This is a genomic window from Pseudomonas sp. UBA2684, from assembly GCA_002354655.1.
Taxonomy (GTDB): Bacteria; Pseudomonadota; Gammaproteobacteria; order Pseudomonadales; family Pseudomonadaceae; genus Aquipseudomonas.
This window is the reverse complement of the sequence record DELY01000008.1, coordinates 37,294-61,686: the sequence shown is the minus strand read 5'-3', so window position 1 is coordinate 61,686 and position 24,393 is coordinate 37,294. Positions and strand designations below refer to the sequence as shown.

Annotated in this window: 25 protein-coding genes; 19 read left to right on the top strand and 6 right to left on the bottom strand. The window is 61.1% G+C overall.

Annotation, left to right across the window (positions count from 1 at the left end; genetic code table 11):
* Positions 1 to 122 precede the first annotated feature (122 nt).
* The 3 genes from B3M58_RS04010 to tadA all read left to right on the top strand — a co-directional run bounded on the left by B3M58_RS04010 (position 123) and on the right by tadA (position 3,274).
* Positions 123 to 1,022, top strand: coding sequence for a hypothetical protein (locus B3M58_RS04010; RefSeq protein WP_296217276.1), 900 nt, complete (start codon positions 123 to 125; stop codon positions 1,020 to 1,022).
* A gap of 396 nt (positions 1,023 to 1,418) precedes the next feature.
* Positions 1,419 to 2,789, top strand: a complete 1,371-nt coding sequence (locus tag B3M58_RS04005; RefSeq protein WP_296217275.1) for a multicopper oxidase family protein — start codon at positions 1,419 to 1,421, stop codon at positions 2,787 to 2,789.
* A 2-nt stretch (positions 2,790 to 2,791) separates the two neighbouring features.
* On the top strand, positions 2,792 to 3,274 hold the full coding sequence (tadA, locus tag B3M58_RS04000; RefSeq protein ID WP_296217274.1) for a tRNA adenosine(34) deaminase TadA: 483 nt from the start codon (positions 2,792 to 2,794) through the stop codon (positions 3,272 to 3,274).
* A 10-nt stretch (positions 3,275 to 3,284) separates the two neighbouring features.
* Here the strand turns inward: tadA and mltF are convergent, their stop codons facing one another.
* Complete coding sequence (mltF, locus tag B3M58_RS03995) at positions 3,285 to 4,745, bottom strand: membrane-bound lytic murein transglycosylase MltF (protein ID WP_296217273.1); 1,461 nt, start codon at positions 4,743 to 4,745, stop codon at positions 3,285 to 3,287.
* 165 nt (positions 4,746 to 4,910) lie between these two features.
* On the opposite strand from mltF, the gene purL reads away from it, so the two are divergent.
* From purL to B3M58_RS03985, 3 genes are all read left to right on the top strand, one after another.
* Positions 4,911 to 8,807, top strand: a complete 3,897-nt coding sequence (gene purL / locus B3M58_RS03990; RefSeq protein ID WP_296217272.1) for a phosphoribosylformylglycinamidine synthase — start codon at positions 4,911 to 4,913, stop codon at positions 8,805 to 8,807.
* Positions 8,808 to 8,895: 88 nt separating this feature from the next.
* A complete protein-coding gene (locus tag B3M58_RS22470) occupies positions 8,896 to 9,168 on the top strand; it encodes a CDGSH iron-sulfur domain-containing protein (RefSeq protein ID WP_349677138.1) in 273 nt (90 codons plus the stop codon).
* Positions 9,169 to 9,325: 157 nt separating this feature from the next.
* Positions 9,326 to 9,643, top strand: coding sequence for a YqfO family protein (locus B3M58_RS03985; RefSeq protein WP_296217271.1), 318 nt, complete (start codon positions 9,326 to 9,328; stop codon positions 9,641 to 9,643).
* Between the two features lie 56 nt (positions 9,644 to 9,699).
* Here B3M58_RS03985 and B3M58_RS03980 read toward each other — a convergent pair whose 3' ends face one another.
* Together B3M58_RS03980 and B3M58_RS03975 are read right to left on the bottom strand one after the other, a co-directional pair.
* Positions 9,700 to 10,203: a L,D-transpeptidase family protein gene (locus B3M58_RS03980; protein ID WP_296217270.1), complete on the bottom strand. Its 504-nt coding sequence runs from the start codon at positions 10,201 to 10,203 to the stop codon at positions 9,700 to 9,702.
* Positions 10,204 to 10,222: 19 nt separating this feature from the next.
* Positions 10,223 to 10,780 carry an NUDIX hydrolase gene (locus tag B3M58_RS03975; RefSeq protein ID WP_296217269.1) on the bottom strand — a complete coding sequence of 186 codons (558 nt, stop codon included), beginning with the start codon at positions 10,778 to 10,780 and terminating at the stop codon, positions 10,223 to 10,225.
* A gap of 170 nt (positions 10,781 to 10,950) precedes the next feature.
* On the opposite strand from B3M58_RS03975, the gene B3M58_RS03970 reads away from it, so the two are divergent.
* Genes B3M58_RS03970 through B3M58_RS03950 form a run of 5 tightly spaced genes read left to right on the top strand, consistent with a single transcriptional unit; the run spans position 10,951 to position 14,260 of the window.
* Positions 10,951 to 11,553, top strand: a complete 603-nt coding sequence (locus B3M58_RS03970) for a CoA pyrophosphatase (protein WP_296217268.1) — start codon at positions 10,951 to 10,953, stop codon at positions 11,551 to 11,553.
* A gap of 22 nt (positions 11,554 to 11,575) precedes the next feature.
* Positions 11,576 to 12,100 (top strand): gamma carbonic anhydrase family protein, encoded by a 525-nt coding sequence (locus B3M58_RS03965; protein WP_296217267.1) that lies wholly within the window; start codon positions 11,576 to 11,578, stop codon positions 12,098 to 12,100.
* Positions 12,097 to 12,288 (top strand): DUF1289 domain-containing protein, encoded by a 192-nt coding sequence (locus B3M58_RS03960; RefSeq protein ID WP_296217327.1) that lies wholly within the window; start codon positions 12,097 to 12,099, stop codon positions 12,286 to 12,288. Before B3M58_RS03965 ends, B3M58_RS03960 begins: the two co-directional genes overlap by 4 nt.
* Before the next feature lie 50 nt (positions 12,289 to 12,338).
* Positions 12,339 to 13,520, top strand: a complete 1,182-nt coding sequence (gene purT / locus B3M58_RS03955) for a formate-dependent phosphoribosylglycinamide formyltransferase (RefSeq protein ID WP_296217266.1) — start codon at positions 12,339 to 12,341, stop codon at positions 13,518 to 13,520.
* Between the two features lie 44 nt (positions 13,521 to 13,564).
* Positions 13,565 to 14,260 (top strand): SGNH/GDSL hydrolase family protein, encoded by a 696-nt coding sequence (locus B3M58_RS03950; protein ID WP_296217326.1) that lies wholly within the window; start codon positions 13,565 to 13,567, stop codon positions 14,258 to 14,260.
* On the opposite strand, the gene B3M58_RS03945 is transcribed toward B3M58_RS03950, so the two are convergent.
* Together B3M58_RS03945 and B3M58_RS03940 are read right to left on the bottom strand one after the other, a co-directional pair.
* Complete coding sequence (locus tag B3M58_RS03945) at positions 14,229 to 15,515, bottom strand: HlyC/CorC family transporter (RefSeq protein ID WP_296217265.1); 1,287 nt, start codon at positions 15,513 to 15,515, stop codon at positions 14,229 to 14,231. The genes B3M58_RS03950 and B3M58_RS03945 overlap by 32 nt on opposite strands.
* Positions 15,516 to 15,525: 10 nt before the next feature.
* Positions 15,526 to 16,326 carry a cytochrome C assembly family protein gene (locus B3M58_RS03940; RefSeq protein ID WP_296217264.1) on the bottom strand — a complete coding sequence of 267 codons (801 nt, stop codon included), beginning with the start codon at positions 16,324 to 16,326 and terminating at the stop codon, positions 15,526 to 15,528.
* Between the two features lie 157 nt (positions 16,327 to 16,483).
* On the opposite strand from B3M58_RS03940, the gene ffh reads away from it, so the two are divergent.
* The 5 genes from ffh to rplS all read left to right on the top strand — a co-directional run bounded on the left by ffh (position 16,484) and on the right by rplS (position 19,994).
* Positions 16,484 to 17,857 (top strand): signal recognition particle protein, encoded by a 1,374-nt coding sequence (gene ffh, locus B3M58_RS03935; protein ID WP_296217263.1) that lies wholly within the window; start codon positions 16,484 to 16,486, stop codon positions 17,855 to 17,857.
* A gap of 190 nt (positions 17,858 to 18,047) precedes the next feature.
* A complete protein-coding gene (gene rpsP / locus B3M58_RS03930; RefSeq protein ID WP_025165100.1) occupies positions 18,048 to 18,299 on the top strand; it encodes a 30S ribosomal protein S16 in 252 nt (83 codons plus the stop codon).
* Between the two features lie 7 nt (positions 18,300 to 18,306).
* Positions 18,307 to 18,843 (top strand): ribosome maturation factor RimM, encoded by a 537-nt coding sequence (gene rimM / locus B3M58_RS03925; RefSeq protein WP_296217262.1) that lies wholly within the window; start codon positions 18,307 to 18,309, stop codon positions 18,841 to 18,843.
* 5 nt (positions 18,844 to 18,848) lie between these two features.
* Positions 18,849 to 19,601: a tRNA (guanosine(37)-N1)-methyltransferase TrmD gene (gene trmD / locus B3M58_RS03920; protein ID WP_296217261.1), complete on the top strand. Its 753-nt coding sequence runs from the start codon at positions 18,849 to 18,851 to the stop codon at positions 19,599 to 19,601.
* 42 nt (positions 19,602 to 19,643) lie between these two features.
* A complete protein-coding gene (rplS, locus tag B3M58_RS03915; protein ID WP_296217260.1) occupies positions 19,644 to 19,994 on the top strand; it encodes a 50S ribosomal protein L19 in 351 nt (116 codons plus the stop codon).
* 328 nt (positions 19,995 to 20,322) lie between these two features.
* Here rplS and B3M58_RS03910 read toward each other — a convergent pair whose 3' ends face one another.
* Positions 20,323 to 21,003, bottom strand: coding sequence for a hypothetical protein (locus tag B3M58_RS03910; protein ID WP_296217259.1), 681 nt, complete (start codon positions 21,001 to 21,003; stop codon positions 20,323 to 20,325).
* 256 nt (positions 21,004 to 21,259) lie between these two features.
* Between B3M58_RS03910 and xerD the strand changes: the two genes are divergently transcribed.
* The 3 genes from xerD (at position 21,260) to B3M58_RS03895 (ending at position 24,392) form a co-directional block, all read left to right on the top strand.
* Positions 21,260 to 22,156 carry a site-specific tyrosine recombinase XerD gene (gene xerD / locus B3M58_RS03905; protein ID WP_296217258.1) on the top strand — a complete coding sequence of 299 codons (897 nt, stop codon included), beginning with the start codon at positions 21,260 to 21,262 and terminating at the stop codon, positions 22,154 to 22,156.
* 92 nt (positions 22,157 to 22,248) lie between these two features.
* A complete protein-coding gene (locus tag B3M58_RS03900) occupies positions 22,249 to 22,974 on the top strand; it encodes a DsbC family protein (protein WP_296217257.1) in 726 nt (241 codons plus the stop codon).
* 113 nt (positions 22,975 to 23,087) lie between these two features.
* Positions 23,088 to 24,392 (top strand): homoserine dehydrogenase, encoded by a 1,305-nt coding sequence (locus tag B3M58_RS03895; RefSeq protein ID WP_296217256.1) that lies wholly within the window; start codon positions 23,088 to 23,090, stop codon positions 24,390 to 24,392.
* Position 24,393 lies beyond the last annotated feature (1 nt).

Sequence of the window (24,393 nt, the reverse complement as noted above, 5' to 3'; positions counted from 1 at the left end):
GGCAGCCCGGGTTCTTTAATCTCGACTGTGATGCTGGATGCGGAGCGCTGTTATTCTTTGCTCGTTGGCGGAGAGGAAAATGGTGTGAGTCTGCCAATCAACCAAGGAGATAGCACGCATCCATGGCACAGCCAATTGTCATTCAGCTCCAAGAGCTGGCATCAGATAGCGGTCACGATATAAGCGATCTTCTTTGCAAGGCGCTGGTGGTAGCGACCAAACTCAACCTCACAGAGTTTCGCGAATGGATTCTTGCTGAGCTAAACGGCTATGCGGGTGCAGTCAACCTATTGCTCCCAGGCTATCGCCTTATTCATGGGGATTTACGGGTTCAGAATCCTTTCCACGGTTTGCAACCTTTTCTGGTACCTCAAGATGTGCATGACATTGTCAATAAAGTGCATGTGACGGAGTCCGTGGCTTCTATCGAGCAATTGATTGAGGGCTCAAAAAATGGACATCTCGTGTTCTATTTCTCGCCTGAGCAAGAGCGTGTATTGATGTCTATGCAAGAAAGCATTGCTCCACTTCGACCGTTGCGTGCTATTGGAGCTAACAAGCTCACAGCTATTCTTAATACCATTCGTACACGCATTTTGGAGTGGTCGCTCTCGCTGGAGGCAGAGGGTATTCTCGGAGATGGGTTTTCGTTTTCTACGAGTGAGAAGCAGGCCGCTATGCACAGTCAGAATATTCGTATTGAGAATTTCCAAGGTATCTTGGGAAATGTAGAAGGTAGCTCAGTAACCCAGACCAATACGCAGCACATAAAAGCATCAGATTTTTCCTCGCTTGCACGTTACCTCACTAGCCAAGGCGTTGGGGATGCTGAGGTTCGAGAGCTAGAGCTGGCTGTGCGCAACGACCCCGAGCCGAACTCTGGAAAGGGCTTCGGCCCACAAGTTAGTGCATGGGTCGGCAAGATGGTTGCTCTTGCAGCCTCCGGGGGCTGGGAAATTAGCGTGGCCACAGCCAGCGGCGTATTGGCTACAGCATTGAGCAAATTCTACGGATTGGGCTGAGCAGTTTCTTACGGTGAGGTATGCTTAGAGCTGATTGATAATGGTGTCGCTAAAGTCGTCGCCCCGCAAATCGTCCCATTTCCCGCGTCAGCAAAAGCTCTGCACGGTTGACGGTAAAAGCGACGGTAAAGCCCCTTGTTGATCACAGCCAATCCCTTTATCCATGCGGGTTCAGACGACCTATTGATGATCGAGTGGGAGTGATCTGAATGACAAGGGCAGCCCAGGCTGCCCTTGTGCTATGGCCGTGTCAGTAGCCCGAGGCGCGCTTTTGTAGGGTGGAGATGGCGAAGCCTTGTCCACCGATAGCGCTGTAGCTGGCGGACAAGCCGTCGGCATGTCCGCCCTACGATGTGACAGACCTTGTGCCAGAACAGCGGATATACGAGATGATTAATGGCCTTTACCCGCAGACAAATTCTCGCCGGCTTGGCCGGTCTCAGTGTGGTCGGTTTGGGTGCCGGTGGCGTGCGCTATTGGCTGGGGCGCCCGTTGGTGGCCGCCGCGTATGACTACGAGCTGATCGCTGCGCCACTCGAGGTGGAGCTGGTGCCCGGTCATATGACTCCGGCGTGGGCCTACGGCGGTCAGGCGCCAGGCTTGGAGATTCGTGCGAAGCAGGGCGAGTGGCTGCGCGTGCGCTTTATCAACCAGCTGGAGGTGCCGACCACCATCCACTGGCACGGCATCCGTCTGCCGCTGGAAATGGATGGCGTGCCGTATGTCTCGCAGTTGCCGGTGCTACCCGGCGAATACTTCGACTACCAGTTCAAGACCCCGGACGCCGGTAGTTTCTGGTATCACCCGCATGTCGCCAGTGGCGAGCAGTTGGGTCGCGGGCTGGTTGGCGCATTGATTGTCGAGGAGCGCGAGCCCACGGGGTTCGCGCACGAGCGCACGCTCAACCTGAAAAGCTGGCATGTCGATGCGCGGGGCGCGTTCACCGAGTTCAGCGTGCCGCGCGAGGCGGCGCGCGGCGGCACGCCTGGGCGCTTGAGTACGGTCAATGGCGTGCACGCGCCGACCCTGGAGCTGCCAGCCGGGCAGGTGGTGCGCTTGCGCCTGATCAATCTGGATAACACCCTGACTTATCGCCTCAACTTGCCGGGTGCGGATGCGCGCATCTATGCGCTGGACGGCAATCCGGTCGAGCCGCGGCCGTTGGGCAAGGAATACTGGCTGGGGCCGGGCATGCGGATCGAGCTGGGGTTGAGGGTGCCGACGGCTGGCGTTGAGCTATCGCTGCGCAATGGGCCATTGCGCCTGGCGACCTTGCGCGCGCAGCCCAATGCCGAAGTCGCCGGTGATTGGCCACCAGCGCTGCCGGCCAATCCGATCGCCGAGCCGGATCTGGCCAGTGCCGAGACCCTGCGCTTCAACTTCGAGTGGGCCGGCGCGGTGTCGGTCGGCCTGGCGCAGGGCGCGGCGCACAGCTTCTGGCAGATCAACGGCCAGGCCTGGGATATCAACGACAAGACCTGCGCCGACCGGCCGATTGCCCGTCTGCAGTTGGGCAAGAGCTATATCTTCGAGCTGCGTAATCTCAGCCAGTATCAGCACCCGATTCACCTGCACGGCATGACCTTCAAGGTGCTGGCCTCGAATCGCAAGTCGATTATTCCGTACTTCACCGACACCTACCTGCTGGGCAAGAACGAACGCGCGCGGGTGGCGCTGGTCGCCGATAATCCCGGGGTATGGATGTTCCACTGCCATGTGATCGACCATATGGAAACCGGTCTGATGGCATCAGTCGAGGTCGTTTAAACGTGCGCCACCCCCTGATCATTGATCGCAGCCAGGATCAGCATTTTATGCGCGAGGCCTTGGCCCTGGCGGCCGAAGGCGCGGCCCTGGGTGAGGTGCCGGTGGGCGCGGTGCTGGTGCAGGATGGCGTGGTTGTCGGGCGCGGCTTCAATTGCCCGATCTCCAGCCATGACCCCAGCGCGCATGCCGAAATGGTGGCGATCCGCGCGGCAGCGCAGGCGGTCGACAATTACCGCCTGCCGGGCAGCACTCTGTACGTGACCCTGGAACCGTGCAGCATGTGTGCCGGCTTGATCGTGCATGCGCGAGTGCAGCGGGTGGTCTACGGCGCCACCGAACCCAAGGCTGGCGTGGTGCTGAGTCGTGGGCAGTTCTTCGCCCAGGACTTCCTCAACCACCGGGTGTTGGTGGAGGGCGGCGTGTTGGCCGAGGACTGTGGCGCGCTGCTTAGCGCGTTCTTCAAGGCCCGGCGCGAGGCGCGTTAGGCGAGGCAAGCTACAGCGGTGGGGTGTCTTCTTGCGGTAGGGTCTTGTTGACGCCCGGTACGTGCAGGCCGCTTTCCGCCACTTGGCTGCCTTCCAGTTGTGGCTGCGTCACCCAGGTGAGGATGTCGTAGTAGCGGCGGATGTTACGTACAAAATGCACCGGTTCGCCGCCCCGGGCATAGCCGTAGCGGGTTTTGCTGTACCACTGCTTCTGCGACAGGCGCGGCAGAATCTTTTGCACATCCAGCCACTTGTCCGGGTTCAGCCCCTCAGCTTCGGTGAGCTTGCGCGCGTCCTCCAGATGACCGCCGCCGACGTTGTAGGCGGCCAGGGCGAACCAGGTACGGTCCGGCTCTTGAATGCTTTCGGGCAACAGTTCCTTAACGTGAACGATGTATTTGGCGCCGCCATCGATGCTTTGCTTGGGGTCGAGGCGGTTCGATACGCCCATGGCCTGAGCGGTGCGCAGGGTCAGCATCATCAGGCCGCGCACCCCGGTTTTCGAGGTGGCGCTCGGTTGCCACAGCGACTCCTGATAACCCATGGCGGCCAGTAAGCGCCAATCCAGGCCTTGAACCTGCGCCGCTTGGCGGAAATGCTTTTCGTAGCGCGGCAAGCGCTGTTGCAGGTGTTTGGCGAAGGTGTAGGCGCCGACGTAGCCGAGCACGTCGACGTGGCCGTAGTAACGCTCTTTCAGGCGTTGCAGGCTGCCGTTCTGTTGGGCGCGCTGCAAAAAGGCATTCACCTCGTCGAGCAGGCTGGTGTCTTCGCCCGGCGCCACCGCCCAGGCCAGGCTCTGCGAATCGCCGAGGTCGAAGGCCACGCGCACGTTGGGGAAGTAGACCTGGTTCATGGCCAGCTCGTTGGAGTCGACCAGGGTCAGGTCGATTTGGCCCTCGTCGACCATGCGCAGCAAGTCGACCACTTCCACCGCAGCGGACTCTTCATAATTCAGCCCTGGAAACTCGACTTTCAGTGCGGCCAGCTGTTCGGCATGGCTGCTGCCTTTGAGCACCAGGATGCGCTTGTCGAGCAGGTCGTCCGGGCGAGTCGGGCGCTGCTGGCCATTGCGGTAGATGATCTGTGGGGTGACTTCCAGATAAGGGGTGGAAAAACGCGCGACCTGTTGCCGTCCGTCGCTTTCCACCAGACCGGCGGCTGCCAGCACCGGCCCACCAGGTTTGCCCAGACGGGCAAATAATTCGTCGAGGTTGTCGGCCGTCTCGATTTGCAGCTCAAGATCGAGGTCGTCGGCGAAGCGTTTGACCAGCTCGTACTCGAAACCGGTTTCGCCGTTGCGGTCCTGGAAATAGGTGGCCGGGCTGTTGCGGGTGATCACGCGCAGCACACCCTCCGCCTGAACGCGCTCGAGTGCGCTGGGTTCTTCAGCGCAGCCGCCGAGCAGCAGGAGGATTCCGATCGCTGACAACCAGTGGGCGTAGCGCGTGCGGAACGCAGATTGGGCAAACATTGGCGCAGTATACGCAAAGGATCTTGCGCGCCATATCTCGACAGCGGTTGCCTTCTCTGCTAGCGCCGAGGCGCTCGCTCGCGCACCGCCACGGGTGCCGTCGCCAGCGCTTTAGGCTAGAATGCACGGCCTCAAAGTACACCCCCTTCCCAGAGGCTGTCCCCGATGTTGATCCTGCGCGGCGCTCCCGCCCTTTCTGCTTTTCGCCACGGTAAATTGCTTGAGCAACTGACCAGCAAGGTTCCCGCTGTGACTGGGCTGTACGCCGAGTTCGCGCATTTTGCCGATGTCACCGGTGTGCTCAACGCCGACGAAGAGCGCGTATTGGCTCGTCTGTTGAAGTACGGCCCGAGTGTGCCGGTGCAGGAGCCGAGCGGCCGGTTGTTCCTCAGCATCCCGCGTTTCGGCACCATTTCGCCCTGGTCGAGCAAGGCCAGTGACATCGCCCGCAACTGCGGTCTGGCCAAGGTTCAGCGCATTGAGCGCGGCATTGCCTATTACGTGGCTGGTGAACTGAACGCTGGCGAAGCGCAGCAGGTCGCCGCGCTGTTGCATGACCGCATGACCCAGTTGGTGCTGAGCAGCCTGGAAGATGCGGGCGCACTGTTCAGCCACGCGCAGCCCAAGCCGCTGACCGCGGTGGACGTGCTGGGCGGCGGGCGGGCCGCGCTGGAGCAGGCCAACGTCGACATGGGCCTGGCCCTGGCGGAAGACGAAATCGATTACCTGGTGACCAGTTTCAACGGTCTGGGGCGCAACCCGCACGACATCGAACTGATGATGTTCGCCCAGGCCAACTCCGAACATTGCCGGCACAAGATCTTCAATGCCAGTTGGGATATCGATGGCGAGAGCCAGGATAAATCCCTGTTCGGCATGATCAAGAACACCTATCAAATGCACAGTGAAGGCGTGCTGTCGGCTTACAAGGACAACGCTTCGGTGATCGTTGGTAGCGTCGCCGGTCGTTTCTTCCCGAACCCTGAAACCCGTCAGTACGGCGCGGTACAAGAGCCCGTGCATATCCTGATGAAGGTGGAGACGCACAACCACCCAACCGCGATTGCTCCGTTCCCCGGTGCTTCCACCGGTTCCGGTGGCGAAATCCGTGACGAAGGCGCCACCGGGCGCGGCGCCAAGCCCAAGGCTGGCCTCACCGGTTTCACCGTGTCCAACCTGCAGATCCCCGGTTTCGAGCAGCCTTGGGAAGTGCCGTACGGCAAACCCGAGCGCATCGTTACCGCGCTGGACATCATGATCGAAGGCCCGCTGGGTGGCGCGGCGTTCAACAACGAATTTGGCCGCCCGGCGCTGACCGGTTACTTCCGTACCTTCGAGCAGAGCATCAACACCCCACGCGGTGAAGAAGTGCGTGGCTACCACAAGCCGATCATGCTCGCCGGCGGCATGGGTAACATCCGCGCCGAACACGTGCAGAAGGGCGAGATTCTGGTCGGCTCCAAGCTGATCGTGCTCGGCGGTCCGGCCATGTTGATCGGCCTGGGTGGCGGCGCGGCCTCGTCGATGGCCACCGGTACCAGCTCGGCGGACCTGGATTTCGCCTCGGTGCAGCGCGAAAACCCGGAAATGGAGCGCCGTTGCCAGGAAGTGATCGACCGTTGCTGGCAGCTCGGCGAGCAGAACCCGATCAGCTTTATCCACGACGTCGGTGCCGGCGGTCTGTCCAACGCCTTCCCGGAGCTGGTCAACGATGGCGGCCGCGGCGGGCGTTTCGAGCTGCGCAATATTCCTAATGACGAGCCGGGCATGGCCCCGCACGAAATCTGGAGCAACGAGTCGCAGGAACGTTATGTGCTGGCAGTCGGCGCGGCTGACTTCGAGCGCTTCAAGGCCATCTGCGAGCGTGAGCGTTGCCCGTTTGCGGTGGTCGGTGAGGCTACTGAAGAAGCCCACCTGACTGTGACCGACAGCCATTTCGGCAACAATGCCGTGGACATGCCGCTCAACGTGCTGCTCGGCAAGGCGCCGCGCATGCACCGTTCGGCCTCGCGCGAAGCCGAGCTGGGCGATGATTTCGACGCCAGTGAGCTGGACATGGACGAGTCGGTGACCCGCGTGCTGCGTCACCCGGCCGTGGCCAGCAAGAACTTCCTGATCACCATCGGCGACCGCAGCATTACCGGTCTGGTAGCGCGCGACCAGATGGTTGGCCCGTGGCAGGTGCCGGTGGCCGATTGCGCCGTTACCGCCAGCAGTTTCGACACGTATTCTGGCGAAGCCATGGCCATGGGCGAGCGCACCCCGCTGGCCTTGCTCGATGCCCCGGCCTCGGGGCGCATGGCGATTGGCGAAACGTTGACCAACATCGCCGCATCGCGCATCGAGAAGATTGCCGATATCAAACTCTCCGCCAACTGGATGTCCGCCGCCGGTCACCCGGGCGAAGATGCGCGTCTATACGATACGGTCAAAGCCGTTGGCATGCAGTTGTGCCCGGAGCTGGGCATCACCATCCCGGTGGGCAAAGACTCGATGTCGATGAAGACCCGCTGGCAGGATGACGGCGCGGAGAAGAGCGTGACCGCACCGTTGTCGCTGATCGTCACCGGCTTTGCTCCGGTCAGCGATATCCGCAAGACCCTGACCCCGCAGTTGCGCATGGACAAGGGCGAAACTGACTTGATCCTGGTCGACCTGGGCCGTGGGCAGAACCGCATGGGCGCCTCGATCCTTGCCCAGGTCTACGGCAAGCTCGGCAAGCAGGCGCCGGACGTCGATGACGCCGAAGACCTGAAAGCGTTTTTCGCGGTGATCCAAGGCCTGAATGCCGACGGTCGCCTGCTGGCCTACCACGACCGTTCCGACGGCGGTCTGTTGGTCACCGCGCTGGAAATGGCCTTCGCTGGCCATTGCGGCTTGAACCTGTACCTCGATTCGCTGGCCGACAATCCAGCAGAGCTGGCCGCGGTGCTGTTCAACGAAGAGCTGGGCGCGGTCATTCAAGTGCACCAGGACGCCACCCCGGAAGTGCTTGCGCAGTTCAGCGCAGCCGGCCTGGGCGATTGCGTTGCGGTGATCGGTCAGCCAGTCAACAATGGCGAGGTGGCGATCAGTTTCAATGGCCAGCCGGTATTCGGCGGTCAGCGTCGTCTGTTGCAGCGTCAGTGGGCGGAAACCAGCTACCAGATCCAGCGTCTGCGCGATAACGTGCAGTGCGCCGATCAGGAGTTCGACACCCTGCTCGACGAGGACAACCCGGGCCTGAGCATCAAGCTCGGTTTTGACGTCAACGACAACATTTCGGCGCCTTACATCAAGAAAGGCGTGCGTCCGCAAATCGCTGTGCTGCGCGAGCAGGGCGTCAACGGTCAGGTGGAGATGGCAGCCGCCTTCGACCGCGCCGGCTTCAGTGCGATCGACGTGCACATGAGCGATATCCTGGCCGGTCGCGTCGACCTCAAGGACTTCAAAGGTCTGGTCGCTTGCGGCGGCTTCTCCTATGGCGACGTGCTCGGCGCCGGCGAAGGCTGGGCCAAGTCGATCTTGTTCAATAACCGTGCGCGCGACGGCTTCCAGGCCTTCTTCGAGCGCAAGGACAGCTTCGCCCTGGGCGTGTGCAACGGTTGCCAGATGATGAGCAACCTGCATGAGTTGATTCCCGGCAGCGAGTTCTGGCCGCACTTCGTGCGCAACCGCTCGGAGCAGTTCGAGGCGCGCGTGGCCATGGTTCAGGTGCAGGAGTCGGCGTCGATCTTCCTGCGTGGCATGGCCGGTTCGCGTATGCCAATCGCCATCGCCCACGGCGAAGGGCATGCCGAGTTCGAGAATGCAGAAGCCCTGCTCGAGGCCGATCTGTCCGGCTGCGTAGCGATGCGCTTTATCGACAACCACGGCAAGGTCACCGAAACCTACCCGGCCAACCCCAACGGTTCGCCGCGCGGGATCACCGGCCTGACCAGTCGCGACGGCCGCGTGACGATCATGATGCCGCACCCGGAGCGGGTGTTCCGCGCCGTGCAGAACTCCTGGAAACCGGACGAGTGGCAGGAAGATGCCGGCTGGCTGCGCATGTTCCGCAACGCCCGCGTGTGGGTGGATTAACAGCGGCCGTCATGCGGCCCTCTGCTGAGACCCTCTCCGCTTGTCGGCGATAGGGTGCGCCGAGGGCGCCTGAAGGGCGGGAGAGGACGTGTCAAATTCGCAAGATCCGCTCCTGCCCGAGGTGCGCCAGGTCAAACCTGGCGATTGCTTGCTGCTGTGCCGTTGCGGGCGCTCGTCTGTGCTTCCCGATTGTGCTGCTGCATGCCCGGACGGCCTCAGGCTGGAGCCGCTGCGCGAGCAATTTCTGCTGTTGTGCCGCTGCGGTCAGTCGCAACGACTGCCTTATTGTGACGGTCGCCATAACGCACCAGCGCCGGGTGTCCGGGCTAAATGGCGGCGTTTCTGGCGTGGCGCACAATGAGCGGCAAAGAAGCTTTGGCTTGCTGAACGTCCGCCCCAATCGCTAGTCAAAACCTCAGCCTGTGACGGATGCCGCGAACGCCGAGCAAGGCAAAGTGCCATTATCCTCTGGCATCATTATTTGACTGTGTTCAGTCTGTCCTTCTGCGGAGAGTTTGATGTACAAACTGTGCTTCTATGTGCCGGAAACCCATCTGGATGGGGTGAAGAAAGCTGTTTTTGCCGCCGGTGGCGGGCGCGTAGGGGCTTATGACAGCTGCTGCTGGCAGACCCTGGGGCAAGGCCAGTTCCGCCCGCTGGAGGGCAGTCAGGCGTTTCTCGGCCAAGTGGGCTCGATCGAGCACGTGGCGGAGTGGAAGGTCGAGTTGGTGGTCGCCGATGAGCTGATTCATGAGGCGGTCAAGGCGCTGAAAAGTAGCCATCCCTATGAAACGCCAGCTTTCGAGGTATGGCGCCTGTCGGATATCCAATTCTGAGACCGGTGGCATGCCAACAGCCAAAAGGCGCCTTTACGGCGCCTTTTTTAGGCACGTCAGGGGCGAATTTCGATCAGCGTGCCGTCCTTGACCAGTTGCCACACCTCGCGCATATCGCTGTTGGTCATGGCGATACAGCCTTCGGTCCAGTCCAGCGTGTTGAAGAACCACTCGGGGTATTCCTCATCCAGTGGTGTGCCGTGAATCATGATCATGCCGCCTGGCGGTAAGCCTTTGTCGCGGGCATTGGCTTGGTCGCGGGCGTTGGGGTAGGAGATATGCAGGGACAGTTGGTATTTATCGCTGGTTTTGCGCCAGTCGATCCAATAGAAGCCTTCCGGTGTGCGCAGATCACCTTCGTGCTGCTTGGCGCCATCCGGCTGTTTACCGAGTGAAATGCGGTAGGACTTGAGCGGCTGGCCGCCGCTGATCAGGTGCAATTTGCGCTCGGATTTCACCACCAGCACCTTGTCCACGCGTGGCCCTTCAAGGGTGGTGGTGGCAGTGGCCTGGGCGGCAACGGTACAGGACAAACAGAGTAGGGCGAACAACCAGCGCATCGGAGCTATATCCCAAAGATCAGAGCAATTTCTTATAGTGCGCGCGCAAGGCTTCGAGCGGCTCATTGCGTACCGGATAAGCGTGGTGCTGTCGGTCAGCGAAGTAGCATTCTAAGGTACGGCCAATGGTCGGGAAAGCCAGCTCGGACCAAGGGATGTCTTGTTCGTGAAACAACTGAACGTCCAGGCTTTCCTCGCCCGCGGCGAAATCCAGGTCGACCAGTTCGGCGCGGAACAACATATACACCTGATTGATGTGCGGCAGATCGAACAAGGTGTAGAGGGCCAGATCGCGCACCCGGGCGCAGGCTTCCTCCTGGGTTTCGCGGGCAGCGGCCTGTTCGAGGGTTTCGCCGTTCTCCATGAACCCGGCCGGCAGGGTCCAGTAACCGCGCCGTGGCTCGATGGCCCGGCGACACAGCAGCACCTGATCGCCCCACACCGGCAGGCAGCCCGCGACGATTCGAGGGTTCTGGTAGTGAATGGTGTGGCAGTGTCCGCAGACATACCGCGGACGGTTGTCGCCTGCGGGAATGCGCAAGATAACGGGGTTACCGCACTGACTGCAGAACTTCATGCCGAATCCTCTGGGCTCATGGCCTATCTTGGCGCGTGGCGGTGTTGAGCGGCAAGCGCGGCGGGTGGCTGAAGCGATGCGCCGAATGAGCATCGTCGGCGGTGCGGGGCTTGGGTGCCGCACTTCTTTCATGCCATCATCCGGGGCAGAAAAAGAGACCGAGAATACCCATGCTCGACGAGCTACTCCACCGCGTGCGTGGTTACCACCCGCGCCTTCTGGAGACCGACCGCAGCTTCCCCGAAGCGGCGGTGCTGGTTCCCATTACTCGCAGCGATGAACCGGAAGTGGTGCTGACCTTGCGTGCCAGTGGCCTGTCCACTCACGGCGGCGAGGTGGCCTTTCCTGGCGGTCGTCGCGACCCGGAAGACGCCGACCTGATTCGCACCGCACTGCGCGAGGCGGAGGAGGAAATCGGTTTGCCGCCGGGCTTGGTCGAGGTAATCGGGCCCTTGAGCACGTTGGTGTCGCGCCACGGTATCCAGGTCACGCCCTATGTCGGTCTGGTGCCGGATTACGTCGAGTACAACGCCAACGATGGTGAAATCGCCTCGGTGTTTTCGGTGCCGCTGGCGTTTTTCCGTAGCGACCCGCGTGAGACCACCCACCGTATCGATTACCTCGGGCACAGTTGGTATGTGCCGAGTTACCGCTATGGCGAGTACAAGATCTGGGGCCTGACGGCGATCATGCTGGTGGAGTTGGTCAACCTGGTTTACGACGCCGGCATCAACCTGCACCAGCCGCCCGAGCGGTTTATCACGCTCAATTGAGCCGCGAAACGAGGACATGCACATGAAATACCGCCTGGGACAATCCCGCGTCGACGCCCATCCCGAGAGCTGGGTCGCGCCGAACGCCACACTGGTAGGCAAGATCAAGCTGGAACCGGGGGCGAGCGTGTGGTTTAACGCCGTATTGCGCGGCGACAACGAGCTGATCCACATCGGTGAGCAGAGTAACGTGCAGGACGGCACGGTGATGCACACCGACATGGGCTTTCCGCTGTCCATCGGTAAGGGCGTAACGATTGGCCACAATGCCATGCTGCATGGCTGTTCGGTGGGCGATTACAGCCTGATCGGCATCAATGCGGTGGTACTCAACGGCGCGAAGATCGGCAAGTACTGCATCATTGGCGCCAATGCGCTGATCGCCGAGGGCAAGGAAATTCCCGACGGTTCGCTGGTGGTCGGTTCGCCGGGCAAAGTGGTGCGCGAGCTCAGTGACGCGCAGAAGAAAATGCTTGAGGCCAGCGCCGCGCATTACGTGCACAACGCCCAGCGCTATGCCCGTGACCTGGCCGAGCAAGACGACTGATGGATGCCGAACGCCCGGTCGCCTCGCCTTGCGTGCAGGTTTGCGCGTTGGACGATGACGACATCTGTATCGGTTGTCAGCGTAACGTCGCCGAGATCACCCGCTGGAGCCGGATGGACAACACCGAACGCCGCCAGGTGCTGGTGCAGTGCCACGCGCGCGCCAAGGCCAAAGGCGTGCTGCTGTAGCGCCGACAAACGCCGCCAATCCTATTGAACGCTTACCCCGAGGAATTGTTATGCCCCGTATCGGAACCCCGTTGTCGTCGAGCGCGACCCGCGTCTTGCTGTGTGGCTCTGGCGAGCTGGGCAAGGAAGTGGTGATCGAGCTGCAACGCCTGGGGGTCGAGGTGATTGCCGTGGATCGCTACGCCAATGCCCCGGCCATGCAGGTGGCGCATCGCAGCCATGTGATCAATATGCTCGATGGTGTGGCGCTGCGTGCGGTGATCGAGTTGGAGCGGCCGCACTACATCGTGCCGGAGATCGAAGCGATCGCCACCGCGACCCTGGTCGAGCTGGAAAACCAAGGCTATACCGTGATCCCCAGTGCGCGAGCCGCGCAGCTGACCATGAACCGCGAGGGTATTCGGCGCCTGGCTGCCGAAGAGCTGGGCCTGCCGACTTCGCCGTATCAGTTCGCCGATTCGTTCGACGAGTGCCGCGCCGCAGTCGAGAAGATTGGCTTCCCATGCCTGATCAAGCCGATCATGAGTTCTTCCGGCAAAGGCCAGTCGGTGCTGAAAAGCGCCGACGACCTGCAAACAGCCTGGGACTACGCCCAGGCGGGTGGCCGCGCCGGCAAGGGGCGGGTGATCGTCGAGGGCTTTATCGATTTCGACTATGAAGTCGCCTTGCTGACCGTGCGCCATGCTGGCGGCACCACCTTCTGCGCGCCAGTGGGCCATCGCCAGGTCAAGGGCGATTACCAGGAGTCCTGGCAGCCGCAGCCGATGAGCCCGAAAGCTCAGGCTGAAGCCGAGCGCATTGCCCTGGCGGTAACCGACTCGCTGGGTGGGCGCGGCCTGTTCGGCGTCGAGTTGTTCGTCAAAGGCGATCAGGTGTGGTTCTGCGAAATCTCGCCGCGCCCGCACGATACCGGGCTGGTGACCCTGATTTCTCAAGATCTGTCCGAGTTCGCCCTGCATGCGCGGGCCATTCTTGGTTTGCCGATCCCGGTGATCCGCCAACTGGGTCCGTCCGCTTCGGCGGTGGTGCTGGTCGAAGGCGAGTCGCAGCAGGTCAGCTTTGGCAATCTCGCTGCGGCGCTGGTCGAGCCGGATACCGCCTTGCGCCTGTTCGGTAAGCCGGAAGTCAGCGGCCAGCGCCGCATGGGCGTGGCGCTGGCGCGCGACGAGTCGCTGCAGGCGGCACGGGCCAAGGCCACGCGGGCAGCGCAGGCGGTCAGCGTCGAGCTGTGAGTCGTTGGCGGTGCCTGGCGTGGTGGTTGGCTGTGCTGCCGTTAATGCCGCTGGTCATGCCCCTGGCGCTGCATACGCGGCGTCAGGCGTTGCGCTTGGCGCCGGCTGCCGGACAGTTACGTGGGTTGGCCGGTGTCGATCTGCCCGGCGAGCCGCTGCGCTTGCTGGTGCTGGGCGAGTCCACCGTTGCCGGGGTGGGCGTCAGTTGTTTGCAGCAGGCTCTGGTGGGGCGCTTGGCGCAGGCGTTGGCCGAGCGGCTGGCGCGTCCTGTGAGCTGGCGTGCCTGTGGCGAGAATGGCATTACCGCGGCGCAAGCCTGCAAGCGGTTGCTGCCGCAGGTCGTGGATGAGCCCGTCGATCTGGCGTTGCTGGTATTCGGTGTCAACGACACCACGCACTTCAGTTCGCTGCATCGCTGGCAGTCGTCGCTCGCCTGCATGGCCGATGCATTGGCGGCGCGCGGCGTACAAGTGGCGTTCAGTAGCGTGCCGCCGTTACGCCAGTTCAGCGCCTTGCCATGGTTGTTGCGGCGGCTGCTCGGAGCGCGTGCCGCGCTGTTGGATGCCGGTTTGAAGCAGGTTGCGCTCCGCACGGGGGCGGGTTACTACCCTGTGGCTCTGGAGTTCTCCGCGGCTTATCTGGCGCTCGACGGTTATCACCCGTCGGGATTGGGCTATCGCGTCTGGGCGCAGGCGTTGGCTGCTGCGATCAATCCGCCTGCGACTCCGGCTGCACTTTAGCGGTGGCCTGCCAGACCCTGACACTCTTTACCCGGTTTTCCGTGGACTGCAGGATTTCCAGGCGGTAAGGGCCGATCTTCAGGCACACGGTGCTTTCGGGGATGCTCTCCAGGGCTTCGGTGATCAGGCCGTTGAGGGTTTTCGGTCCGTCACATGGCAGGTGCCAGCCAAGCGCTTTGTTCACTTCGCGGATATAGGCGGCGCCATCGATCACCTGGGTGCCATCTTCTTGCGGGTGGATGTCCGGGCTGCGCAGGGTGTCCTGGTTACTGAAGTCGCCGACGATCTCTTCAAGAATATCTTCCAGGGTGACAATGCCGATCACATCGCCATATTCGTCGACGACGATGCCGATACGTCGCTTCTGTTTCTGGAAATTGATCAGCTGGGTCGACAGCGGGGTGCTTTCCGGAACGAAGTACGGCTCATTGCAGGCGGCGAGCAGCGCTTCCTTGGTCAACTGATTGTGCGTCAGCAGGCGGGCGATCTGGCGCATGTGCACGATGCCTTCGACCTGGTTGATGTCATTGCGAAACACCGGCAGGCGCGTGTGGGTGGTGGTGGTCAACTGGTTGTTGATGGTTTCGATATCGTCTTCCAGGTTGATGCCGGTCACTTCGTTGCGCGGGATCATGATGTCGTTCACCGTGACCCGTTCCAGATCGAGAATACCCAGCAGCATATTCTGGCGGTTCTTCGGCAGCTCATGGCCGGACTCGCGTACCACGCTGCGCAGCTCTTCGGTGGTCAAACTGTCGTTGCTTTTGCTGGACGGGTCGACGCCGAGCAGCCTGAGCAGGCCGTTACTGATCCAACCGAGCAAAATGACCAGCGGGTAGAACAGCTTGAGCAGCAGCAAAAGCGGCAGGCTGAACGGGTAGGCGACCGTTTCCGGGCGCAGTGCGGCGAGGGTTTTTGGGGTGATTTCGCCGAAAATCAGCAGCGCCAGGGTCAGGCCGATGGTGGCGATGGCAATCCCGGCTTCGCCCCAGATTTGCAAGGCCAGTACGGTGGCAATGGACGAGGCGAGGATGTTGACGAAGTTGTTGCCGATCAGAATCGTGCCGAGCAGCCGGTCGGGACGGCTGAGCAGGGCGCTGACGCGTTTGGCGCCGCGGTGACCTTCCTTGGCCAGGTGGCGCAGACGGTAGCGGTTGAGGCTGAGAATGCCGGTTTCCGAGCTGGAGAAGAACGCCGAACAGGCCAGCAGGAAAATCAGCAAGCCAATCAAAAAACCAGGGTGCGCGTTATCCACGGAAAATTGCCTAGATGTGCAAGATGAATTCGCGGACCAGCTTGCTGCCGAAGTACGCCAGCATCAGCAGGCAAAAACCTGCCAGGGTCCAGCGGATGGCTTGGTGACCGCGCCAGCCAAGTTGATGGCGGCCCCACAGCAACACGGCGAAAACCACCCAGGCAAAACTGGACAGGATGGTTTTATGCACCAGATGCTGGGCAAACAGGTCATCGATAAACAGCGCACCGGACAGCAGCGACAGCGAGAGCAGCAGCCAGCCAGCCCAGAGGAAGCCGAACAGCAGGCTTTCCATGGTTTGCAGCGGTGGGAAGTTCTTGATCAGCCCCCAGGGGTGCTTGTTCTTCAGATGATGGTCTTGCAGCAGCAAGAGCAGCGCCTGAAACACCGCGATGGTGAGCATGCCGTAGGCGATGATCGACAGCAGGATGTGCACGAGAATGCCTGGCGCTTCATTGATTGGCTGGCTGGTGCCAACTGGCATGAATTGCGCGAGCAGAACCGTCAGGCAGCCCAGCGGGAACAGCAGCAACAGCAGATTCTCGACCGGAATCCGCACGCAGGCTACGAGCGTCAGCAGGATGACCGCGTAAGCGATCAGGCTGGCCGCATTGAAAAAGTCGAGTACCAGGCCGGCCGAGTGGTACATCTGCAGAAACAGGCTGCCGCCATGGAACAACAGAGCGAGCACGCCAAGCAGAGCCAGCAGGCGTTTGTCGGGCGCGCTGCGCTGGGTCAGGCGCAGGCCTTGGTAGGTGGCGGCGCCGGCATATAAGCAAGCAGCGGCGAGACTGGGCAGCAGAGGGTACATAAATCCTTGTGAGGCAAGCCCGAAAGGCGCTGAGTGTGGCATACAACGATCATTTCACGAAAGACCACTGGCGGTGTCGGTGCTGTGGACACTTCGCTATAATCCGCGACCTGCTGCAAGCCCACCCTCGGCTCGACAGGGCCTGAAAGGAACGCGCATGTTCGAAAATCTTACTGATCGCCTCTCGCAGACCCTGCGAAACGTCACTGGCAAGGCCAAGCTGACCGAAGACAACATCAAGGACACCCTGCGCGAAGTGCGCATGGCCTTGCTCGAAGCCGACGTCGCCCTGCCGGTGGTCAAGGACTTCGTCAATAAGGTCAAGGAGCGTGCGGTCGGCACCGAAGTCTCGAAAAGCCTGACCCCGGGTCAGGCCTTCGTGAAGATCGTGCGTGCCGAACTCGAAGCGCTGATGGGCGAGGCCAACGAAGACCTGGCGCTCAACGTCACGCCACCTGCGGTGGTGTTGATGGCGGGTTTGCAGGGCGCAGGTAAAACCACCACGGTCGGCAAGCTGGCGCGCTTTCTCAAAGAGCGCAAGAAAAAGACCGTGCTGGTGGTTTCCGCAGACGTCTATCGCCCCGCGGCGATCAAGCAGCTGGAAACCTTGGCTGCCGATATTGGCGTGACCTTTTTCCCCTCCGATATCAGCCAGAAACCGGTGGCGATTGCCGAGGCGGCGATCAAGGAAGCCAAGCTCAAATTCATCGATGTGGTGATCGTCGACACCGCCGGCCGCCTCGCCATCGATACCGAGATGATGGCGGAAATCCAGGCGCTGCACGCCGCGATCAAACCCGCCGAGACCCTGTTCGTGGTCGATGCGATGACCGGCCAGGATGCCGCCAACACCGCCAAGGCTTTTGCCGATGCCCTGCCGCTGACCGGCGTGGTGCTGACCAAGGTCGACGGTGATGCGCGTGGCGGTGCCGCGCTGTCAGTGCGCGCCATCACGGGCAAGCCGATCAAATTCATCGGTATGGGTGAGAAGAGCGAGGCGCTGGAGCCGTTCCACCCGGACCGTATTGCCTCGCGCATCCTCGGCATGGGCGATGTGCTCAGCTTGATCGAGCAGGCCGAGCAGACCCTTGATCGCGAGAAAGCCGAGAAGCTGACCAAGAAGCTGAAGAAGGGCAAGGGCTTCGATCTCGAAGACTTTCGCGATCAATTGCAGCAGATGAAAAACATGGGCGGCCTCGGCGGCCTGATGGACAAGCTGCCGCAAATGGGCGGCGTCAACCTGGCGCAGATGGGCAATGCCCAGGGCGCGGCCGAGAAGCAGTTCAAGCAAATGGAGGCGATCATCAATTCGATGACGCCCCAGGAGCGGCGCGATCCCGATGTGATCAGCGGCTCGCGCAAGCGCCGCATCGCCATGGGTTCCGGCACTCAGGTGCAGGACATCGGGCGACTGATCAAGCAACACAAACAAATGCAGAAAATGATGAAGAAATTCACCGCCAAGGGCGGTATGGCCAAGATGATGCGCGGCATGGGCGGGATGATGCCGGGCGGCTTGCCGAAGATGTAAACGTGGTAAAAGGCTGCGCGCGCACTGGGCGATTGTGCCCGTGTGCAGTGCGTCGCAGCCGACACCGACCGGCGGCCCGAAAAAGAGATTTGCAAAAAGCCGGATAATCCTTAGAATATGCGGCCTTTCGGGCCTAGTGCCCTATGCTTGCATTTCAGTTTTGCAGCACCGACTACAGGAACGAAGTTCAATGGTAACCATCCGTCTTGCCCGTGGCGGCTCCAAAAAGCGCCCTTTCTACCACCTCACCGTGACCAACAGCCGCAATGCGCGCGACGGTCGTTTCGTTGAGCGTGTTGGTTTCTTCAACCCGGTTGCTTCGGGCGCTGAAATCAAGCTGTCCGTTAACCAAGAGCGCGTCACCTACTGGCTGAGCCAGGGTGCGCAGCCGTCTGAGCGCGTTGCTCAGCTGCTCAAGGAATCTGCTAAGGCAGCTGCCTAAGCAATTTATGAGCACATCGCCAGCTCCCGCCGAGGACTTAGTGGTACTCGGCAAGATCGTTTCGGTGCATGGCGTGAAAGGCGATGTGAAGGTGTACTCCTTCACCGACCCGATCGATAACGTGCTCGATTACCCCCGTTGGACGCTCAAGCGTGACAACGAGGTTAAGCAAGTTGAAGTAGCCAGTGGGCGCTTGCAAGGCAAGGTCCTGGTCGCAAAGCTAAAGGGTCTCGATGATCGCGAAGTGGCTCGTACCTTCGCCGGTTTCGACATTTGTGTACCCCGCAGCCAGCTGCCGGAACTGACCGATGGCGAGTTCTACTGGTATCAGTTGGAAGGCCTCAAGGTTATCGATCAGGCAGGGCAGTTGCTCGGCAAGATCGATCATTTGTTCGAGACCGGCGCCAACGATGTGATGGTGGTCAAACCCTGCACCGACAGCCTGGATGATCGCGAACGCCTGTTGCCCTATACCGGACAATGCGTGTTGTCGATTGATCTGAGTGCTGGCGAAATGCGGGTCGACTGGGATGCGGACTTCTAAGCCTGATGTCAAATCTGCGCGTTGAAGTCATTACGCTGTTCCCGGAAATGTTTGCCGCCATCAGCGATTACGGCATTACCAGCCGAGCGGTGAAGCAGGGCTTGTTGCAATTGACCTGCTGGAACCCGCGCAGCTACACCACAGACCGTCACCACACCGTGGATGATCGGCCTTTTGGCGGTGGCCCAGGCATGGTGATGAAGATCAAGCCGCTTGAAGATGCTTTGCTTGACGCGAAGCAAGCTGCGGGCGGTGCGGCCAAGGTGATTTACCTGTCGCCGCAGGGTCGCCAGCTGACTCAGTCAGCAGTACGCGAACTGGCCAATGAGGATGCGTTAATCCTGATTGCCGGTCGCTACGAAGGCATCGATGAGCGCTTTATTGAGGCGCATGTCGATGAAGAATGGTCGATTGGGGATTACGTCCTGTCTGGCGGTGAGCTGCCGGCCATGGTGCTGATCGATGCGGTAACGCGCCTTTTGCCTGGTGCATTGGGTCATGCAGACTCGGCCGAGGAGGACTCCTTTACGGATGGCCTGCTCGACTGCCCGCACTACACCCGCCCGGAGGTGTATGCGGATAAACGTGTTCCTGACGTGTTGCTTAGCGGCAACCACGAACACATCCGGCGCTGGCGTTTGCAGCAGTCCCTTGGTCGGACCTATGAACGCCGCGTCGATCTTCTGGAAAGCCGCTCGCTTTCTGGAGAAGAGAAGAAGCTGCTGGAGGAATACATCCGCCAGCGGGACGATAGTTAATGTATCGATGGCAGGCCAGATGGTTTGCCTTAGGAGCGCAGCATGACAAACAAGATTATTCAGCAGATCGAAGCTGAGCAGATGGGCAAAGAGATCCCGACTTTCGCACCGGGCGACACCGTTGTTGTCCAGGTTAAAGTGAAAGAAGGCGACCGTCAGCGTCTGCAGGCGTTCGAAGGCGTTGTTATCGCCAAGCGTAACCGTGGTCTGAACAGTGCGTTCACTGTTCGTAAGATCTCCAACGGTGTTGGCGTTGAGCGTACTTTCCAGACCTACAGCCCGCTGGTCGACAGCCTGGCTGTCAAGCGTCGCGGTGACGTACGTAAAGCCAAGCTGTACTACCTGCGCGACCTGTCCGGTAAGGCCGCACGTATCAAGGAAAAGCTGTCCTAAGGCTTGTTTCCTTGCTGAAAAAAGCAGCCCTCGGGCTGCTTTTTTCGTTTATGGCATCTGATTGATCGGCCAGTGTCAGCCGTATCTGCCGTTCTGGTCGCGTGACAATAAGCGCGGCGTAGCCAAACCGATGGATTCAGCTGGTGGCGCGATGCCCCTGCAGGGCATCCAGCGGCGCATCGAGTGGTCGCAAATGGCGGTATTGCCGCCGACCAGCAATCACCACGACCCTGCGTCGAGGGCATGTACAGCGATGGTCGCGCGCGTGTCATCAACGGTGTATTCCAGCGTGGCAGCGGGGTTGACCCGTAAGGCGTCGGCGGGCGCCTTAAGGCCGCAGACTGATTTTCAGGGAGGCCTGTGACAGGTCGATGTCGTGCAGGCTCAGGCTGCCGAAGCTTTGCCCCTGCGGCGCGCCGGCAACGCGGATATTGTCGAAACGCAATTCGCCAATCGAGCTGGGCAGGCGCACGTCGACCGAGCCGTCCGGGTTGATTGTCGAGGACAGTTTGCTGGTGTCGTAATGCACATCCTTGAGCGATGTCTCCGCTTCCAGGCTGTTCAGTACCGGCATCACCAACTTGGCCAACTGGCTCACCGTGTCCACGCCATTACCGCTCTCGGCCTGCATGAACAGGCCTTGCAGCGCGTCATCCAGGCCTTGTGCGCTGACGCTGCTCATTTCCAGGTCGCTTAACGGCTGCAAGCCGCGTGGGGTTTCCTGACGGCTGGTGCTGCTGGTCGGTTGTAGCCGTTGGATGTCCGCGCTGGCCAGTTGGAAGGGGCTCAGCAGGGCGGCCACCAAGGTGGCGGCTACCCGCAGGTTGCTCTGCTTGCTCAAGGCCTTTTTCAGCTGGCGTTCGCTCAGCAGGCCTTGTTCGATAAGGATTTCACCCAGGCGTTTCTGGCTGGTGAGCTGCAACTGGATGGCGCTGTCCAGTTGGGCGCGGTTGATCAGCCCTTTATTGATCAGGATCTGACCTAGGCGCGAGTGTTGTGGGTTGGACATGAGGTGGCATCCATCCTGCTGTAGTGGCGTGATGCAATCATGGGCTGCGGCTTTGTACCTGTCACCCACCCAAAGATAGGGTGACGAGCCGTTTGTCAGCCGATTCTGTATGCGATTGGCGCGCTGTTACTGCCGGGATCAGGGCGCGCGATGGCCGCCGATAAAGATCCCGACGCGTTGTTGCGTGCGGTAACCCTGGCCGCCGTGGTGTGCGCTGTGGAAGACTGCTGGCGCTTACCGCCAACAGGTTTTTCCGATGCCCGCAGTCGACCATCCCTTGATTGATCGTTTCCTCGAAGCCTTGTGGTTGGAAAAAGGCTTGTCCGTGCATACCCGTGCGGCGTATCGCAGTGATTTGGCATTATTCAACGGCTGGTTGCAGGCGCGTCATGTGCTGTTGGACGAGGCGGGTCGCGAGCTGATTCTCGATCATCTGGCCTGGCGGTTGAACGAGGGCTATAAGGCGCGCTCCACCGCGCGGTTGATTTCCGGTTTGCGCGGTTTCTATCGATTCTTGCTGCGCGAAGGGCTGATTGGCGCCGATCCGACCTTGCAGGTCGACCTGCCGCAGCTGGGCCGGCCGTTGCCGAAATCGCTGTCGGAGGCCGATGTCGAAGCCTTGCTGGATGCGCCGGAACTGGATGACCCGATTGGTCTGCGCGACCGCGCCATGCTCGAAGTGCTGTACGCCTGTGGCCTGCGGGTCAGCGAGCTGATTGGCTTGACCTTGGAGCAGGTCAACCTGCGCCAGGGCGTATTGCGGGTCTTTGGCAAGGGCAGCAAGGAGCGTCTGGTGCCGCTGGGCGAGGAGGCGATTGCCTGGGTCGAGCGCTACAGCAAGGAGGCGCGGCCCTTTCTGCTCGATGGCAAACCCAGTGACGTACTGTTTCCCAGCTTGCGCGGCGAGCAGATGACCCGGCAGGCCTTCTGGTATCGCATCAAGCACCAGGCCAAGGTCGCCGGGATTGCCAAGAGCCTGTCGCCGCACACCCTGCGACATGCCTTCGCCACGCACCTGCTCAACCACGGCGCGGATTTGCGCGTGGTGCAGATGCTGCTCGGTCACAGCGATCTGTCGACCACGCAGATCTATACCCATATTGCCCGTGCGCGCCTGCAAGAGTTGCACGCCGAACACCACCCGCGGGGCTGAAAGCCCCGTCCGACTTGCTGCAATCCGTCTTTTGAGGCTTCTATGGTAGGCTGTGCCAACCCTCGTTAGTCCGCCGCTCGACAGGAGTATTCATGCGCGTGACCCGCATTTTCGCAGCCGTGGCCTTAGGCCTGGCCAGTACCATCAGCTCGGCCGCCGACCCTGATCAGGCGATCCGCAAGAACCTGCACGCGATCCAGCCCGATCTGCCGATTGAGGCTATTGCCGAAAGCCCGATGCCGGGTGTGTATCAGGTGCAGCTCAAGGGCGGTCGGCAGTTGTATGCCAGTGCCGACGGGCAGTTTGTCATGCAGGGCTACCTGTTCCAGTTCAAGGATGGTCAGGCGATCAACCTGACCGAGCTGGAAGAAGGCCGCGGCATCGCCAAGGAAATCAACGCCATTCCCACCCAGGAAATGGTGGTCTTTGCGCCGAAAGCGCCGAAGACCCATATCACCGTGTTCACCGATACGGATTGCGGTTATTGCCAGAAGCTGCACAGCGAAGTGCCGGAGCTCAACCGCCTGGGCGTCGAGGTGCGTTACGTGGCATTCCCGCGCCAGGGCCTGACCAGCGCAGCCTACAACGAGTTGGTTAATGTCTGGTGTGCCAAGGACCCCCAGCAGGCGATGAACCGCGCCAAATCGCGGGAGAGTGTCGACGCTGCGCAGTGCGATAACCCTGTGGCCAAGCAGTACGCGCTGGGTCAGATGATCGGCGTCAACGGTACGCCGGCCATCGTTTTGGCCAATGGCAAGATGATCCCGGGCTACCAGCCCGCGCCGCAATTGGCCAAGCTGGCGCTTGAAGCCAAGTAATCGCGGGGTTCGAGCCGATTGACTAATAAACAGCCGCTTCGTAAGGTGCGGCTCTTTTTCTGCGGCCGGAGCTTGCTCCGGCCGTTTTACGCAGTGCAGATGGGGAGTTCAGTGTGAAACCGGTCAAAGTAGGCATCTGTGGGCTGGGTACCGTCGGTGGCGGTACTTTGAATGTACTCAAGCGTAACGCCGAGGAAATTACCCGGCGTGCCGGGCGAGGTATTGAAATCGCCCAGATTGCTATTCGCTCGCCCAAGCCCCAGTACGACACGACCGGTATCAGCATGACCAGCGATGTCTTCGAACTGGTCAATAACCCCGAGATTGACATCGTTATCGAGCTGATCGGCGGCTACACCCTGGCCAAGGATCTGGTGCTCAAAGCCATCGACAACGGTAAGCACGTGGTCACCGCGAACAAGGCGCTGATTGCCGTGCATGGCAACGAGATTTTCGCCAAGGCCCGCGAGAAGGGCGTGATCGTCGCCTTCGAAGCGGCAGTGGCGGGCGGTATCCCAGTCATCAAGGCGATCCGCGAAGGCCTGGCGGCCAACCGCATCAACTGGCTGGCCGGGATCATCAACGGCACCGGTAACTTCATCCTCAGCGAAATGCGCGAAAAAGGCCGCGCCTTTGAGGACGTGTTGAAGGAAGCCCAGGCACTTGGTTATGCCGAGGCCGATCCGACTTTCGACGTCGAGGGCATCGACGCCGCGCACAAGCTGACCATCCTCGCGTCTATCGCCTTCGGCATCCCGCTGCAGTTCGACAAGGCCTACACCGAAGGCATCACCCAGCTGACCACGGCCGACGTCAACTACGCCGAAGCGCTGGGCTACCGCATCAAGCACCTCGGCGTGGCGCGGCGCACTGAGTCCGGCATCGAGCTGCGTGTGCACCCGACGCTGATTCCGGCCGATCGCCTGATCGCCAACGTCAATGGCGTGATGAACGCGGTAATGGTCAACGGCGATGCCGCCGGCAGCACGCTGTTCTACGGCGCCGGCGCTGGCATGGAGCCGACCGCTTCGTCGGTGATCGCCGATCTGGTCGACGTGGTACGTGCGCTGACCACCGATCCGACCAACCGCGTGCCGCACCTGGCGTTCCAGCCGGACTCGCTGTCCGATCACCCGATTCTGCCGATCGGCGCCTGTGAGAGCGCCTACTACCTGCGCATCCAGGCCAAGGATCATCCGGGCGTATTGGCCCAGGTGGCGAGCATCCTGTCGGAGCGCGGCATCAACATCGAATCGATCATGCAAAAGGAAGTCGAAGAACACGACGGCCTGGTACCGATGATTCTGGTCACCCATCGGGTCGCCGAGCAGCGCATGAACGACGCGATTGCCGCGTTGCAAGCGCTGGACGATGTGGTGGGCAGCGTTGTGCGTATCCGTGTCGAGCAACTGGTCTAAG